The 15,383-nt window shown below is 34.4% G+C and carries 19 protein-coding genes; 3 read left to right on the top strand and 16 right to left on the bottom strand.

Features of this window, described 5'->3' with window-relative positions; genetic code table 11:
• Positions 1-225 precede the first annotated feature (225 nt).
• Positions 226-561: a hypothetical protein gene (locus JFU20_RS28800; RefSeq protein WP_002085171.1), complete on the bottom strand. Its 336-nt coding sequence runs from the start codon at positions 559-561 to the stop codon at positions 226-228.
• 11 nt (positions 562-572) lie between these two features.
• A complete protein-coding gene (locus JFU20_RS28795) occupies positions 573-1,742 on the bottom strand; it encodes a ParM/StbA family protein (RefSeq protein WP_002013097.1) in 1,170 nt (389 codons plus the stop codon).
• A gap of 209 nt (positions 1,743-1,951) precedes the next feature.
• On the opposite strand from JFU20_RS28795, the gene JFU20_RS28790 reads away from it, so the two are divergent.
• Complete coding sequence (locus tag JFU20_RS28790) at positions 1,952-2,356, top strand: hypothetical protein (RefSeq protein ID WP_002127690.1); 405 nt, start codon at positions 1,952-1,954, stop codon at positions 2,354-2,356.
• Between the two features lie 41 nt (positions 2,357-2,397).
• On the opposite strand, the gene JFU20_RS28785 is transcribed toward JFU20_RS28790, so the two are convergent.
• From JFU20_RS28785 to sleB, 6 genes are all read right to left on the bottom strand, one after another.
• Positions 2,398-2,934 carry a DUF1697 domain-containing protein gene (locus tag JFU20_RS28785; RefSeq protein WP_201039195.1) on the bottom strand — a complete coding sequence of 179 codons (537 nt, stop codon included), beginning with the start codon at positions 2,932-2,934 and terminating at the stop codon, positions 2,398-2,400.
• A gap of 164 nt (positions 2,935-3,098) precedes the next feature.
• Entirely contained in the window at positions 3,099-3,596 is a 498-nt protein-coding gene (locus JFU20_RS28780) for a GNAT family N-acetyltransferase (RefSeq protein ID WP_033709200.1), read from the bottom strand.
• 27 nt (positions 3,597-3,623) lie between these two features.
• On the bottom strand, positions 3,624-3,980 hold the full coding sequence (locus tag JFU20_RS28775) for a hypothetical protein (RefSeq protein ID WP_002165674.1): 357 nt from the start codon (positions 3,978-3,980) through the stop codon (positions 3,624-3,626).
• A 104-nt stretch (positions 3,981-4,084) separates the two neighbouring features.
• Positions 4,085-4,681, bottom strand: coding sequence for a YhcN/YlaJ family sporulation lipoprotein (locus JFU20_RS28770; protein ID WP_002165673.1), 597 nt, complete (start codon positions 4,679-4,681; stop codon positions 4,085-4,087).
• A 26-nt stretch (positions 4,682-4,707) separates the two neighbouring features.
• Entirely contained in the window at positions 4,708-6,048 is a 1,341-nt protein-coding gene (gene ypeB / locus JFU20_RS28765) for a germination protein YpeB (protein ID WP_002013088.1), read from the bottom strand.
• Positions 6,049-6,063: 15 nt separating this feature from the next.
• Entirely contained in the window at positions 6,064-6,843 is a 780-nt protein-coding gene (sleB, locus tag JFU20_RS28760) for a spore cortex-lytic enzyme (RefSeq protein ID WP_002013086.1), read from the bottom strand.
• A 145-nt stretch (positions 6,844-6,988) separates the two neighbouring features.
• Between sleB and JFU20_RS28755 the strand changes: the two genes are divergently transcribed.
• The gene (locus JFU20_RS28755; protein ID WP_002013085.1) at positions 6,989-7,321 is read left to right on the top strand and encodes a DUF3889 domain-containing protein; all 333 of its coding nucleotides are present in this window, start codon (positions 6,989-6,991) and stop codon (positions 7,319-7,321) included.
• A gap of 56 nt (positions 7,322-7,377) precedes the next feature.
• Here the strand turns inward: JFU20_RS28755 and JFU20_RS28750 are convergent, their stop codons facing one another.
• The 5 genes from JFU20_RS28750 to kynU all read right to left on the bottom strand — a co-directional run bounded on the left by JFU20_RS28750 (position 7,378) and on the right by kynU (position 11,868).
• Positions 7,378-8,013, bottom strand: coding sequence for a Pr6Pr family membrane protein (locus tag JFU20_RS28750; RefSeq protein ID WP_002165671.1), 636 nt, complete (start codon positions 8,011-8,013; stop codon positions 7,378-7,380).
• Positions 8,014-8,033: 20 nt separating this feature from the next.
• Positions 8,034-8,951 carry a serine hydrolase domain-containing protein gene (locus JFU20_RS28745; RefSeq protein WP_002165670.1) on the bottom strand — a complete coding sequence of 306 codons (918 nt, stop codon included), beginning with the start codon at positions 8,949-8,951 and terminating at the stop codon, positions 8,034-8,036.
• Positions 8,952-9,076: 125 nt separating this feature from the next.
• Positions 9,077-9,916, bottom strand: coding sequence for a tryptophan 2,3-dioxygenase (kynA, locus tag JFU20_RS28740; RefSeq protein WP_002165669.1), 840 nt, complete (start codon positions 9,914-9,916; stop codon positions 9,077-9,079).
• 33 nt (positions 9,917-9,949) lie between these two features.
• Positions 9,950-10,579 carry an arylformamidase gene (kynB, locus tag JFU20_RS28735; protein ID WP_002013079.1) on the bottom strand — a complete coding sequence of 210 codons (630 nt, stop codon included), beginning with the start codon at positions 10,577-10,579 and terminating at the stop codon, positions 9,950-9,952.
• A 2-nt stretch (positions 10,580-10,581) separates the two neighbouring features.
• Positions 10,582-11,868 (bottom strand): kynureninase, encoded by a 1,287-nt coding sequence (gene kynU / locus JFU20_RS28730; RefSeq protein WP_002013078.1) that lies wholly within the window; start codon positions 11,866-11,868, stop codon positions 10,582-10,584.
• A 159-nt stretch (positions 11,869-12,027) separates the two neighbouring features.
• Here kynU and JFU20_RS28725 point away from each other — a divergent pair, with 159 nt between their 5' ends.
• On the top strand, positions 12,028-12,639 hold the full coding sequence (locus tag JFU20_RS28725; protein ID WP_033715791.1) for a TetR/AcrR family transcriptional regulator: 612 nt from the start codon (positions 12,028-12,030) through the stop codon (positions 12,637-12,639).
• Positions 12,640-12,686: 47 nt separating this feature from the next.
• Here JFU20_RS28725 and JFU20_RS28720 read toward each other — a convergent pair whose 3' ends face one another.
• From JFU20_RS28720 to JFU20_RS28710, 3 genes are all read right to left on the bottom strand, one after another.
• Positions 12,687-12,926, bottom strand: a complete 240-nt coding sequence (locus tag JFU20_RS28720) for a DUF3953 domain-containing protein (RefSeq protein ID WP_002085155.1) — start codon at positions 12,924-12,926, stop codon at positions 12,687-12,689.
• A 21-nt stretch (positions 12,927-12,947) separates the two neighbouring features.
• A complete protein-coding gene (locus JFU20_RS28715) occupies positions 12,948-13,193 on the bottom strand; it encodes a DUF3977 family protein (protein ID WP_201039194.1) in 246 nt (81 codons plus the stop codon).
• Positions 13,194-13,308: 115 nt separating this feature from the next.
• Positions 13,309-15,159, bottom strand: a complete 1,851-nt coding sequence (locus JFU20_RS28710) for a sigma-54-dependent Fis family transcriptional regulator (protein ID WP_201039193.1) — start codon at positions 15,157-15,159, stop codon at positions 13,309-13,311.
• Positions 15,160-15,383: the final 224 nt, after the last annotated feature.

Here is a 15,383-nt window from a genome sequence, read left to right as displayed (position 1 = left end):
TTGTGGGCAGTAAAACTCCCACCTCAAAATTCAGCTGAAGCAAAGAAATTAGGTGGGAGATAAACTGCCCGTAAACGCCCGATTGGTGAAGGCTAATAATCAGTGGGGGATGAACAAAACCCCCACTGATTATAGTTTCACTTTATAAAGATTACGATACAATATCAAAAACCCATCACTGCATTCGTATGTATAGTGATGGGCTCTACCTATATTTTTCTATGCTTAAAAAAATGGACAATCTAACTGGTCAACAGATTCCCACGATTTTTTTTTTACATTTTCGGTGGATTTACTATTTTCTAGTGGTACGTGTTTAAATGGATTCATTTCAACTTTTAATAGAGATGATGGTTCTATATATAAAGAAAAAACATGGCTACTTGGCAAGGTTTTTGATACATCAATATCTCCTACTTGTTTAAATAATTGCTGGGCCGCAAAGAAAAAGAAATTAGTTGGATTAGATTGTTTATTAAGCCAAGCAATCATTTCAGGCGATACTGATTTATTAATGTTAATTTTCACTCGATCACCACGTTTATATCGCCTAGATCGCATACTTCCACCAACTAACTTATCGTTAAGTTTGTAAACCCTAACTCTTTTTGCTTATGCTCTCTATATTTTGGCGAGCATGTATATACTAATAACCCACGAGCATTGGTGAATAACGGGTTATCTACAAAGATCACATTTTTCAAGCGTCCTTTTTGTTTCAAAATCATTTTTAAGCTATTTTTAATAATAACTGCGCCCCCACCATAAATAAATACATATGGATCGTCTTTCATATCATCAATTTTGTTAATAATATCCGTTGCGACACGTGCTGCTAAACCTAAAAATGCTGGCTGCGATTCCTCAACTAACAATGCATTTCTTGGGTGCTTTTCATTTAAATAAATTTGGTTAAATTCTGTAATGCTATCAATTGTTTTCGTAGGATATTTCCGATTCCATCTCGTAATAATTTGTAGTAACGTTTCTTTTACACCGTACGATAATCCTTTACTTAATTGCGGACGGAAATTTACCCCTAATGAAACAACTTCTTCCGTTGTCCCCGCGCCAATATCAAAAGACAATAAAGTTTTATCTACAAAATCAATTTCTGAAACTTGATTTTGTTCACATTCTATTTTATGTTTCACAACATTTCCTTCCTCATCATATACAATCCCCCACGTCCCAGAAGCGCCTTCAGGTAGACATTTACAAAACTCAATAGAAACATTAATCGTAACATCGCGTCCATTTGGATAATGGAATATGACCTTGTGATTACCCATATACCGTTTCGCATTTTCAGCAGCAATTTCCTGTGTAATAAGTTGCATTGGAAGAGCAACAGATAAATCATAACGAATATTAATATGACTTGAAGTAGGGCTTTGACGCATAGCACTTATCGCTAAACCTGAAAGGATTGTAATGACCATTAACTCATCAGTAGATTTATTTGATTTTTTCTCCACTTCAGTACCTTTTAATTGATCTTGAATCACTTTTTCTCCAACGATGTATCGTACATTATTTAACATTAGCGATGGAGAACTAATGGTCACATCAATGTGATTCTCTAATTCTGACGATGAAACTTCACCCTCATCTAACAACCCCGTAGACTCACCTATATATAAGGAATAAATACTCGGAATAAAAATAGGTTCCTGCCCTTTCACCATTAACTTCAAACCATTATTTCCTGCATCTGCACCAGCTTTTAAAAGAATAGACATAACTACCCCCTAAATTAATCTGACATCCCTTCCAAATATATGCGAGCCCATTCTTTTACATTCAAATGTAATGTAATTTTTTCTTCATCCTTTAAACAAAATATCATAAACATTCACTTCATATGTAAAAAATGTTTGATATAAAACTTTTCCAATTTTATACTATGGATGTAAAGAGTTTTTTACAAAAGTGGAGGTGCAATTATATATTGAATACTAAAAAAATTATTTTTGTAATCATAACTTTATCTTTAATCGCTATACTTGTACATGGCACATACAAATACATAACTGAAGGTTCAATTTTGGGTGGGACTATTTTCGCTGCTTCTTTAATACTTAGTAATTTAATTAATCATATTACATGGGGAGATCCAAACGGAGTATCGAAAGAAAGTCAAGATGAGATGGGACAACAAATTACATATAAAAGCTTTAAAATCGCGTATTTTGTGCTTGTAGGTGTTATGTTCCTTATATTACTCTGCTCGGAAGGATTTTCTATGGGTTCCAATTTGGATGGTGTAAAAAACCTTCCACTCTTTATTGCACTCTGTTCTTCCTTTCTTATTTTCCCTATTGTTGAACTCATTGTCGCCAAACAATATAAATAAAAAAAGTGGTTTTCTAAATGCAGAAAACCACTTTTTTATGTTTAAATACCTTCTGCTATTGCTTTCAGCTTATTCACAGTCCGCCAGTTCCTTACTGTAGCTGGCGTATGTAATTTTTGAAACTGGTTCATTAGTTTAGAATTACGAATGCTTTTTTTGAAAAATAAATACACTACTCTTCCTTCGATATGGCAATCTTCTATGTCACTTTTGTACATAAGTAACCGCTTACTGTCTTCTTCAGAAAGTGGATTAGCTAAAAAGGCCACATGTACACTTTCTCCTTCTAATAACGAATGGGTCTCGTAAGGACACTTTTTAATAATATTAATAAATTCATCATTTGCTCGTAACATGACTGGAACATTGAAATCAAAAACGTTCTTAATTTCACATTCAATTCGTTCCTTTAAAAAACTTATCTCTTCTTCTGACTCAAACACTACATTTCCACTTTGAATATATGTTTTCACTCTTTTTAACCCTATTGATTCAAACATTATTTTCAAATCTCCCATTTTGATTACTTTATGTCCACCTACATTAATTCCCCGTAGTAGTGCAATATAAATTGTCATATGATTACCCCTCACGTATTTAAATGCTTAACAATCGAATTGTTTTGCACCTTCATGCTTCTCGAATACTTACTTTAATACATATAACATATCATGTACGGAAAATATCTCAAATTAAAAAACTTACTACATGATTTTTTTCAAGAGTAAGCTTTGTTATCTCATTATCTCGTTATAGGTAAATGTAATATGAATTGTTGTCCAATTGGTCCCATTCTTCTAAACCCTTTATCTTGAAATCCAACTTTCTCATATAACTTTTGTGCCGGAATGTTTTTTTCATTTACAGCAAGAATCACTTCATTTTTTACTGGATAATAATATTTTACAAAGTCTTGTAATAACGCCAATGATTTTTTAGCATATCCCTTATTTTGTTTATTGTGATTAACGGAAAAAGAAGTTAAAAGTATGGCATCCTTATTTTCTGTAAACTCCTGTACTCTGTCACCTGTTTGTAATATAAATACACCGACAGGTACTCCGTTATAGTCTAAAATAACAACTACATTTTTCGTTCGATCATTTTTCGCTTTCTCCAGTAATTCACCTGGATTCGCCGTAAATTGAACTTGTTCACTTGGTAAAGTAAATGATTGTATTATCTCTTTATACTGCTCCTTATATGGAACTAATTGTATTTCCCCTGTATGTATATTCATGCTTAACTCTCCCACTCCTTCAAGTTATTAACTTAAACCTTGCTGTGTTTTAGAATGCACTTTTCCATCCAAAAATGTAATTTCAGCAAATGATTTTGGATCGTTTCCTTTCCAAGCAAAAATTTGCTTAATTCGTGTAGAATGTTCTTCTCCTTCTTCTATGAGTAAATCCCCTTCAAAACCGATTAAATCTTTCACTTCTAAATAAGTCATTCCTTCATTAATATTTGAGAAATGATTTATATTAATAGTCTCTTGCTTTTTATTTTCCGTTATAGTAGAAGACATAGCTGTTTTCTTCTTCACTTCTTTCTTCTGGTCACACGCTGTCATACTAAAACCTATGCATAAACTACCTAATATGAGTGCGCTTTTTTTCATCATAACGGCTGTCCCTCCCCTCATTATTAAACCATATATTCCCTTAAAAATAAACTGAATATTTAATCTTGAAGAAAAACCCCGTACAATTTAGTACGGGGTTTTCACTATTTTTTCAAATGGTTATTTGACTGATCTTCTTGTTCTTTTCGTAGTTCTTGTTCTTCATCTTTTGGTAATTGTTTATCATTATCTTTAATCGGATTCGTTTCTCTATTTTCAATCATATCATTTGGAACTTGCGGCATTACTCGGCCAACAATTGCTGCTAATTCATCAAGTATGCCTTCACCAGTTTTACCTTTTTTAATTTGCTTGCCTATTTGTTTTAGTCTTTCATACGTATCAACATCTGCTACAACGACTGCATTTGCACCGTTTGGGTCATTCTTCAAACTCTCTGCAACAGAATACTTAATTGACTCAACGCGAGTTCGATCAAGTTTCGCTTTCACATCAATACCTACAACAGCATACTTCCCAACTACTACTGCTGTCGCATCGTTTACACCAGGTATACTTGCAGCTAAAGATGCCAGATGATCAGCTGCTTTTTCATTTGGCTTATTTGATTTATTTGTATACGTAACATTTTTCATCGAGACATTTTTTTGTTCTGGCTTTTCATTAGAATTGTCTTTTTTTCCAATGCTACATCCAGTAATAACGAAACAAAGCATTAACATATATATAATGATTTTCATTATTTTCACCACTTTATCATTGATGTTTAATCATAAATTTTCTCAACAGCTTGCATCTTCTTCACTTTTTCTTCTGCACCGCTATTTGCGTTAATGAAAATTTGGTACGTATCTTTCCCTAAAGTACCAATATATTCATAACAAAGTACTTCATTATGCAAGTCATTTACTACTACAGCTTTACGTTCTTCCATAACTTTTACATCGGGGTTAATTTTCTTTCTCGCTTCAGCAGCGGTTAGCTTCGCACTCGGAATCGTTCGTTTTTGATGTGATACTAAATATTCCTTTGCGGAAAAACCAACAATCGACCCATCATCTAAAGCAATTTTCATTTGGATTGCTTCTGGATAAATACGCACTCCATTTTCACTTACAACGTACGTAAACACACCGATATTATCATATTGAGAACTATCAAACAGCTCCATATTTGTAAACTTGTGATCCTTTAAAAATGTTAATCCTTTACTTCCTGCATCATTTAAACTGATTTTTTGCTCTTTAATTTCTCGGTTGTTCATTACCCAAATTGGATATCCACCTTTTCCGGTAATATCCATATAATACTCATTGTTCGTTGCTGGATCTTGAATTTTCACACTGTAGAATGATTCTTTTGCACCTTTTCCACTTTTCTCAACTTCTACTTTTTCATTCCCTTTTAAGTTTAAAAATGATTTCGCGATTTTTTCCGCTTCCGCTTTCGAAATCGCCTTTCCTTTTGCTTCAAATCCGCCTTTTTTATTCTTTTGTGCACTTGTAAAAGTCGGTCCAAAGTTTGTGGACGAGTATGATGTTACATTCTTTTCTACCGTCTTTAATCCATCGATAATTGTGTTATCTGCTGGATCTTGGTTTGACGCAAGAGCCATTTCTACATCCATCCAGCGAAGATTATTTTTCAATACAAGATGCTGCACTTTTCTCAGTTCATCTTGTATATTTGCTGCATTTGAATATAAACCTTGTAACGTTTTATATTCTTGATCATTTAACGGATCTTTTTCTAAATCACGAACCGCTGCACGATAACTAAAATCACCGATATTCGCAAGGAACTCTTCCGTTTTATTAAATGGCATTAATGTTAAAGGTAATTGTCCTACATCAGAACGAGCCTCTGATGTTAAACGCCATACATCTACTAAAGCTGGCGATAATGAGGAACGTGAATTCATCGCCAGTGTTGTTCCAATTTTATCGTGTAATAAATCAACTTCATATGCTAAATCATGAAACGCACGCTGATAACTATTTTCCGCTCGAATTAATACTGCATTTTTCTCTTGATGCTCTTTATAGCCCCAATACCCTGTTCCGACTACACCTACTGTTAACAATACGATGATAATACCTCGTAACATGTTTCCACCTCCGCTCTATTTACAGAAAATATGCTTACCAATTTTTTTAATTTGTGGACGAGTCCAAATCCATTTACTTGTCGCAGTATCTGGGTTGAAATAATATAATGCATTCCCAGTTGGGTCCCATCCATTGATCGCATCTAATACGGCTTTTTTCGCATTTTCATTTGGCGTTAAATATATTTGTCCATCTGCTACTGCTGTAAATGCTCTCGGCTCAAAGATTACTCCTGAAACAGTATTTGGAAATGATGCACTTGTGACACGGTTTAAAATAACCGCAGCTACTGCAACTTGTCCTAAATACGGCTCACCACGGGATTCTCCGTATACAGCGTTTGCCATTAACTGAATGTCATTTTGAGAATAACCGTTTGGAACATTTGTCCCTGTACTTTTTGGCGGCTTATTTTCCTGTGTACCTCCACCACTGTTCCCTTTATTAGTTGTAGTATCTTTATTAGCGGTTGACTTATCATACTTCGTTGCCTTTACAAGCATTTGCTTCGTTTTAGCACCCGCTAAACCATCAACTGGCAATCCGAATTTTTGCTGAAAGTTTCGAAGCGCCCAATATGTACCCCATCCGAAAACACCATCAACTTTCCCCGTATAAAATCCGTTATATTTCAAACGAGTTTGCAGTTCAATGACATCTTCTCCAGATGCCCCTCTTTGAATCACTTGATTAGAAAAGGCTTCTACATTTTTGGTTTGTATACTACTTACCATTAACGATAGCCCGATAAAGACAAGCAAGATCGCTATCTTAAAAACAGCTTTTTGACGCATGTATTTCCCTCCTTAATTACGGAAATGATTTCATGGTTATGTTTTGTAAAACCCTCGCTTTTATGTAAAGAAGACAAAAAAATCCAAACTTATATGCTTGAAGAAATATGTAAACAATATACAAAAAGAATAAAAGGAGCTTATTATGAAGCGATTCTTCGTACGTACAGCATTTATATTTTTTTTAATAACAACATGTTCAAATATACATACCGACCCATCTATTGTTCACGCACAGCCACCCTATGCAAAATGGGGTAAACTAGCCGTTGAAAAAACGAAAGAACAATATCCGAAAGCTGAGATTATCGATTACCTTCATATAGGTAGACAACCAAAAACTGTTCAAATAACAGTTGAAAAGTTTAAATTATGGCTACGTGAGGGTGGAAAAGAGTATGGTGTTTTTGTGGATGTAGAGTTTGATACGAAAACAGAGGAATTTTTAAAGATGTCCTTTCAGAAGACAAGTCGGTAAAACAAAAAAACCTCCGTCTTTACATACAGACAGAGGTTTCTTTATGTACTTCTTCCTTAATAAGGAGGATTATTTTTTATATGCAAAGATCGATTCCCTAACATTTTTACTAATCCGCAAATAGCTCCAATAACAACGGATATCCCTATACTATATAAAAATACTCTCCCATATCCACCTATTCTCGGATCTAAAAACGGATATGGGTACCAATTCACGAATGGCCCGCGTATTAAGCTATAGACAACATATAAAAGCGGGAAAACAAGCCAACTCGCAGCCTGTTTCCATGTAATGGTCTTCGTAGGTGGATTTATAATCCAATCTAAAATCATCGCTAACGGCATGATGTAATGAAGCACAGTATTTACCCACGGTATCGGTGTTTGAAGTGACTCTTCTAATCCCCTTAATAACAGAAAATAAATAAGTCCTGTTGTCAGTATGTATACTGTAGCTGCACCGCGAAGAACTCCAAATTGCTCGGAACGTCCAAATAGAGCTGTCCCCAAACTACTAAATAGTAGAATTACCGCAACTAAAATATTACTTTCAATTGTGAAGAAACTAAAAAAGTTAACTGGATTGAACGGTTTCACTTGTGCCCTTGTAACAAATTGAGTAATAAGTGCACTAAACGCTAGAAGACTTAATAACAGTCTATAAATCGCTATCATTTTTGCATTTCTCATAAAACACCTCATTTCTCTACTTATTTATGATTGGAATTCTCTTTTATATGTTCTATAAATAACTTTAATGGTACGAGGCCACGTTTTGGCATGTGACTACTAATTACAGCTACGAGCTCTAACTGCGGAATGATAATAATGTATTGCCCTCCGTATCCCATAGCAAAATACATACAATACGGTATGTGAAATCTTTCGTTATTTAATACCCACCAGTGATATCCATATGCTCCGACATGTTCATACGTTTCGAATAGAGCTGTATTTGATTCTTCTAACCATTTCGATGATACGATTTCATTACCCTTCCAATATCCATTGTGCAAACATACTTTTCCTAATTTTAATAAATCTATAGATTTCATTTTCATACCAAATCCGCCAACATATATACCTTGCGGGTCTTGTTGCCACTCATACTCCGTAATGTTTAACGGCTCAAATAAATACTTTTTCGCGAACTGCTCCGTCGACATTCCAGTTGCTTGTTGAATGATGTAACTAAGTAAGTGAGAAGAACCTGAATTATAATTCATTTTCGTACCCATTTCTTCAATAAGCGGCTTTTCTAAAATGTATTGCACCCAATTGTCTGATTCCACAAAATCATTCGGGAAAACAACCCCATTTCCGAACTCTTTCCAATTTTCTCCTGTTGTCATCGTTAATAAATGATACAGCGTTAATTCCCTCTTTTCCTCCGGCACATTGGGAATCCATGTTGTGATTGGTGTATGTATATTATTTATAAATCCTTTATCAATTGCGATACCAATTAATATAGATACGATACTTTTTGTAATCGAATTAATTTTAAATAAGTCATTTGCACAATCTATCGTTTTATAGTACTCAGTCGTTAATTCCCCCTTTTGATAAACAAGAAATGTATTAACCTTTTTCTTTTCAAATTTATTTTGTAATTGCTCGAAATTCAAGAAATCTTCCTCCATCTAAATGGTTATGTAATATTTGTTATTCATTTCGTTCTCTCTATTAAATCATATTTGTTATTAAAACAAAAAATAAACTTGCCAGCATTTAATAGCTGACAAGTTTATTTTTATAATTTCGTTCGAACGTTCCAAAGCTCTGGGAAGAAGCATTGATCAAGCACTCGCTTTAAATAAGATACGCCAGAAGAGCCACCTGTTCCCATTTTATGACCAATAATTCGTTCTACCGTTTTCATATGACGGAAACGCCATTGTTGTAGCCAGTCTTCAATATCGATTAATTTCTCTGCAAGCTGATATAAATCCCAATATTTCTGCACGTCCGCATATACTTCTATCCAAGCCGCTTCTACAGTTGCATCCTCTTCGTAAGGCTGCGTAATATCACGATTTAACACATCTTTATGAATTGGGAATCCTTCTTTAACAAGCGCTTGTATCGCCACATCATACAAACTTGGTGCATGAAGTGCTTTATGAAGACGAGCATGTAATTCTGGGTCCTTTTCATAAATCTTTAATGCATGTGGTGTTTTATAACCAAGTGCATACTCAATCATTCTATATTGATACGATTGGAAGCCTGAAGCTTGACCAAGTGAATCACGAAACTCAATATATTCTGATGGCGTTAATGTCGCCAGAATATCCCAAGATTGAATGATTTGTGACTGAATTTTTGATACGCGTGCTAACATTTTAAAAGCTGGTGGTAATTTATTTTGTTTAATAGATTCAATCGCCGCATTCAGTTCATGTAAAATTAATTTCATCCAAAGCTCACTCGCTTGATGGATGACGATAAATAACATTTCATCATGATGGTCTGATAATCTTTGTTGACTAGATAATAAGCTACCTAGCTGTAAATACTCTCCGTACGTCATATTCTCCTTAAAATCCGTATGAATCCCTTTTTCCATAATTACCTTTTCATTTTCTTTCATATTAGCCAAACGCCCCTTTGTGTTCATTTCTACTTATATTGGTCTAATAACAGCTCGAACTGGACTCCCATCCGCATCTGTTAATGCAAGTGGTAATGCAATAAGTTCGTAATCGCCGTCTACTACGTGATCGAGTACGACATTTTCTAAAATGTGAATTCCATGTTTAAATAATTGATGATGTGCTGCTAGTTCTTTATCATCTAAAGGATCAACAGATGGTACGTCCACCCCGATTAAACGAATTCCCTTTTCAGAAAGAAAGGCTGCAATATCTGCGCGTAAATGCGGGATTACATCTGGGAATTCATTTACTTTACCATGTGAAGATGTACGTAATAACAATCGTTCTACACCTTCTAAATGAAAGTTTTCTAATTCCTTTTTCCCGATGCTTTCAAGATTAGAAACGTCAATGATTCGCGCTGGGCCAACATAAACTTGAATATCTAAATCCAACACCTTCTTACCGTCATTATCAAAATGAAAAGGTGCATCAATATGAGTACCTGTATGGATACTCATCGTTAACTTTCCGACATTTACTGAACCACTGTTTTCTTTTGACCATGAAACTTCATACGAGAACGGTGTATCCCCTGGCCATGTCGCGATATCATTATTTAGTGGTTGTGAAATATCAATCCACTGCGATGTTTTCATGCTTACGCCACAACCTCTCGCTTATTTTCAAAGTTTTTATATTCTTCATTTTTCATAATTTTCTTTAAGATTTGTACAGAGTTCCATACTTCCTCATACGTATTGTATAAAGCAACAGGTGCAAGTCTAACTCCATTTGGAGCTCTAAAGTCTGGAATAACCCCATTTGCTTTTAACGCTTTACAAATACGCGCCGCCTCAGCATGTTCTAAATAAATATGCCCGCCTCGTTTTTCATCCTCTAATGGATTTCCAATTGTAAATTCAAATCCTTTTAATTCATGTTCAATTAAATCAAGCATATATCTCGTAATATGTAATGATTTTTCACGTAACTTTTCAATGTCAGCTTCTTTAAAAATTTCAAGAGAACCAATTAATGGTGCCGTACTCAATACGTGGGGTGTTCCTATTTGGTACGCCCCAGCATGATCAGCCGCAGTTAATGAATGTTCCATATCAAACTGCTTATCTTTTCTAGAACTAAACCACCCAGACAATCCTGGAATTCTATTAAAGTGCTTTTTATTTACATAAAGGCCCCCAACACCACCAGGTCCTGCATTTAAATATTTATAATTACACCATATAGCGAAATCAACATCCCACTCTTTGAAATGATGTGGAATAGATCCAATTGAATGACATAAATCAAATCCAATATGAATACCACGTTTATGAGCTTCAGTTGTTAATCGCTTCATATCAAGAATTTGTCCGCTTCTATATAGTACAGAAGGTAATAATATTAAAGCGATATCATCGGTCATCGCATGAATAATATCATCTTCAGAAAGTGTTCTTCCATCTCGGCTTTTCACCCGTACTAAATGTTCATCTGGATCTAATCCTTTTAAACGAATTTGACTCTGAAGTGCATAAATATCTGACGGAAAAGTTAATTCATCCGCAAGAATTTTTGTTCGTATTCCTTTTGGTTCATAAAACGTCGCAATAACTTGATGTATATTCGCAGTCGTGGAACCGGTTACAATTGTTTCTTCCGGTAAAGATCCAATAAGAGGTGCTGTCAATTCACCCAATTTCTCCGAAAGGAAAAACCATGGATGCTCACCTTCAGTCCATCCATCAATCCCAAACTCTTTCCATGAATCTAGCAAGGTAAGTAACGATTTCTCTGCTCTTTTTGAAAGCAACCCTAAAGAGTTACCATCTAAATATATTGTTCCTTCTTTTTTATAAAATTCAGATTGAAAATCTTTCAGTTCATCATGTTTATCACATTCAAGCGCATACTCATAAGTTGGTTGAAATGGTTCTTTATACATGGTGTCACCTTCTTTTAATTTTCTTTTTATTCTAACTAATTGAAATATATCACTTAAATTGATATAACGTCAATGATATTATGTCAGTTGACTTTATATACGAACTTCTTTTACAATACAATTATATTTTCAGATATTTCAGTATAAAGAGGTGATTCCTTGAAAAATTCTACTCTTTCAACAAGAAAACACCGCTCCTTAGAAACAAAAAAGAAACTATTACATTCCGGTTATACTATGTTTATAAAAAACGGATTTCAGAAAACTACAATCACGCAAATTATTAAACATGCAGAAACTGGTTATGGAACAGCATATGTATATTTTAAAAACAAAGATGCTCTCCTCGTCGTTTTGATGGAAGATGTTATGAATCGCTTTTATGATATTGCTGATCGCTCTTTTTTACCTCAAACAAAGGCCGAAGCACGAGATATGATTCAGAATCAAGTACGCGCTTTTTTACAGTTAGCACAAGAAGAAAGAGCTATATTACAAGTTGTTGAAGAAGCAATAAGAACCTCAAAAGAAATACGTCAAAAATGGGATGAGATTCGCGAACGCTTTGTAACACGGATTATACAAGACATTACTCATTCCCAGGAAAATGAATTAGTACGAACTGAGTTAAATAAAGAGATTGTCGCATGCGGCTGGTTCTCTATGAATGAAACGTTTCTTTGGACAATCGTGCAAAATGATAAAGAACTAGAATTAGAAGAAATTGTACATACTTTAACGGTAATGTATACGACGGGGTTATATAAATAGCACATTATAACCTCAAAAAACCGTTACTCAATATGCTTAGTAACGGTTTATTTAAAATATTTTATTAACGATACAATAATACAAAAAAGTGATGTAAGTAATAGCAAAAGCCCCATATTCTTATTCTCTTTTTCATCCTTCTTAACGTTTTGTATCCCCATACCGGCAAGCATAAAACCTAAAAGTAATTGTAAAATGAGCATACTTTGCTTCGAATCATCATTCCAACTGTAAATAGAATAGCCCATTATAATAAAAGCGAGTATGAATGTGATAATTCTAATCATAAAAACACCCCCTGTGTGATTCTATTGTTTTAACCTACTCACCATTCCAACAATAAACTTATACTCAGCTCTACTTTTTCTTACTTTCTTAAAGCCCTCTTTCGTATCAAAAATAAAACACGTTTTCCGAAACCAAATCCGTACATATAAAGACTCAAAATAAATAGGTTTAATAATTCCTCGTTCCTCGAATTCAGTTTCATCTTTATTTTCGGTTTCCGTTCGAATGAACCACCTATTCCCGATTCCAATTTCAATATACTTCACATGCTAACCCCCTTCAGGAAATCTTCTTTCTAATTATTCTATTATTTCCCTGGCAAGCGCACATTCCGACAGAACGTGAGCCCATAAAGAAAAAGTAGATTACAAAAATCTACTTTTATAGCCTGAATTTTTGCATACGTTTATAAAATGTACTGCGTGGCACATCTAATAGTTTTGCAGCTAACGAAACATTTCCATTCGTCTTTTCTAGCGCTTCAATCATACTATCACGCTGTATTTTTTCACGGAAATTTAATGTATGCTCTGTTTTATTTTCTGCTTGCAATTCAAGTTGATGTTGATTCCCCATCATTGTTTGTAATAAAAAAGAGATTTGTTTTTCGCATATTTCCCGTCCTTGCGACAAAATGTATATGCGTTCTAATACATTTAATAATTCTCGAATATTTCCGGGCCATGTATGCTGTGAAAATTGATTACAAATACTCTTTGGAAATACAACATTCCAATCCTTTCGTTCACAAAAATGTTGTATGAAGTACGGAATATCCTCTTTTCTTTCTATTAACGACGGAACATATAGCGGATAAACATGTAAACGATAATATAAATCTTGACGGAATTTCCCTTCTTCTACTAATCGTAGTAAATCTTTATGTGTCGCAGTAATAATACGAATATTTACTGGTACCTCTTTTGAACTACCAATTGGGGTTACTGTTCGTTCTTGCAAAACACGCAATAATGCCACTTGCATCTCTGGCGGCACTTCACCAATTTCATCTAAAAATATTGTTCCTCCGTCTGCTTGTTCGAATTTCCCTTTATATCCTTGGCGCCGCGCACCTGTAAACGCACCTTCAGCATAACCGAATAATTCACTTTCCATTAATCCTTTCGGTAATGAACCGCAGTTAACAGCTATAAAAGGACCATTTTTTCTTGGACTATTTTCATGAATCGCTCTCGCTACATATTCTTTCCCTACACCTGTTTCACCACATACATATACACTAGCGTCAGTTGGTGAAACAAGCTTAATTTCTTCTAAAGTATGTTGAAATACGCTGCTTGTCCCAATAACTCCAGGGAAAGTAATTCCGTTTATAAACGGGTAAGTAGAAAATAAATTTTCTTGTTTATTTTCCTTTAAGTAAATACATTTCCCGATCATTCTATCATTACTATATACCGGTACCTCTAATTTAGGTTTCAATCCATTGTGCATTAAATCTTCAAGTTTCATTCGTGACCAATTACATACTCGTTCACGAACCCTCTTGCTCGCAGAAACGATAACATCACGATGGTTACAAATAACAACTTGTTCTTCACTGTCAATTACATCTAAAAAACGATGGATTAAATGCAGTTCATTTTGATGTACTCGAATACTACATTCACGTTCAATCGCATGCGCGATCGAAGTTACCATTCCGAGCATATATGGATGTGAAAACTCAATTGGACAGGAGAAATCTAGAACACCAATTAATTTCCCATCATCATTATGAATCGGAGAGGCCGCACAGCTCCAGCTATGAGATGCGACAGAATAATGCTCTGTACCACTTATCATAATAGCCTCTTCAATCTCTAACGCTGTTCCTATCGCATTTGTACCAACAGCTGCTTCCGTCCATTTCACACCTTCAATAAAATTAATATGTTTCGCTCGTTTCAAAGTTTGCTGATTCCCACTTAATGATAGAACATAACCATCTGGATCAATTAATAATGCCATCATTTGCAGTTCATCAATGGTTTTTCTCATATTTTGTATTTGAGGTATTGCTATATCAAGGAAGATTTCACTCTTTCTCTTTTGATCCTGAAAAATATCAGAAGACAAAATTTTCTGACCTTTATTCATATGAGGATTCACATTTGCTTGTTTACATCGATGCCATGACTCTGAAATTCTTTCGTTTATACGGTTCGAATCAAGGACTCCTTCATCCACAAACTTTTTCCATGTATGTAAGTAAAACGGTGAAGCTAACATTGTATCATCTCCCCTATTAATTGTTTTGGAGATTTATAAAACATACTTTTATTATAAAACTGAATAAAAGCGTTTTCAATACAACTAGAAAGATGACACAAATATGTTAATAATTTGAATATCTTAATGAACTTCTTTATTCTTTTTTAGTAGAACTATATTTTGTATAATGGACGCAAAGAAAATACATAACCAAAACCACTTTTGTGGATTGCCGTTTATAA

Source organism: Bacillus sp. TH30 (assembly GCF_016650875.1).
Classification (GTDB): domain Bacteria; phylum Bacillota; class Bacilli; order Bacillales; family Bacillaceae_G; genus Bacillus_A; species Bacillus_A mycoides.
This window is presented reverse-complemented; position numbering and strand designations above follow the sequence as displayed.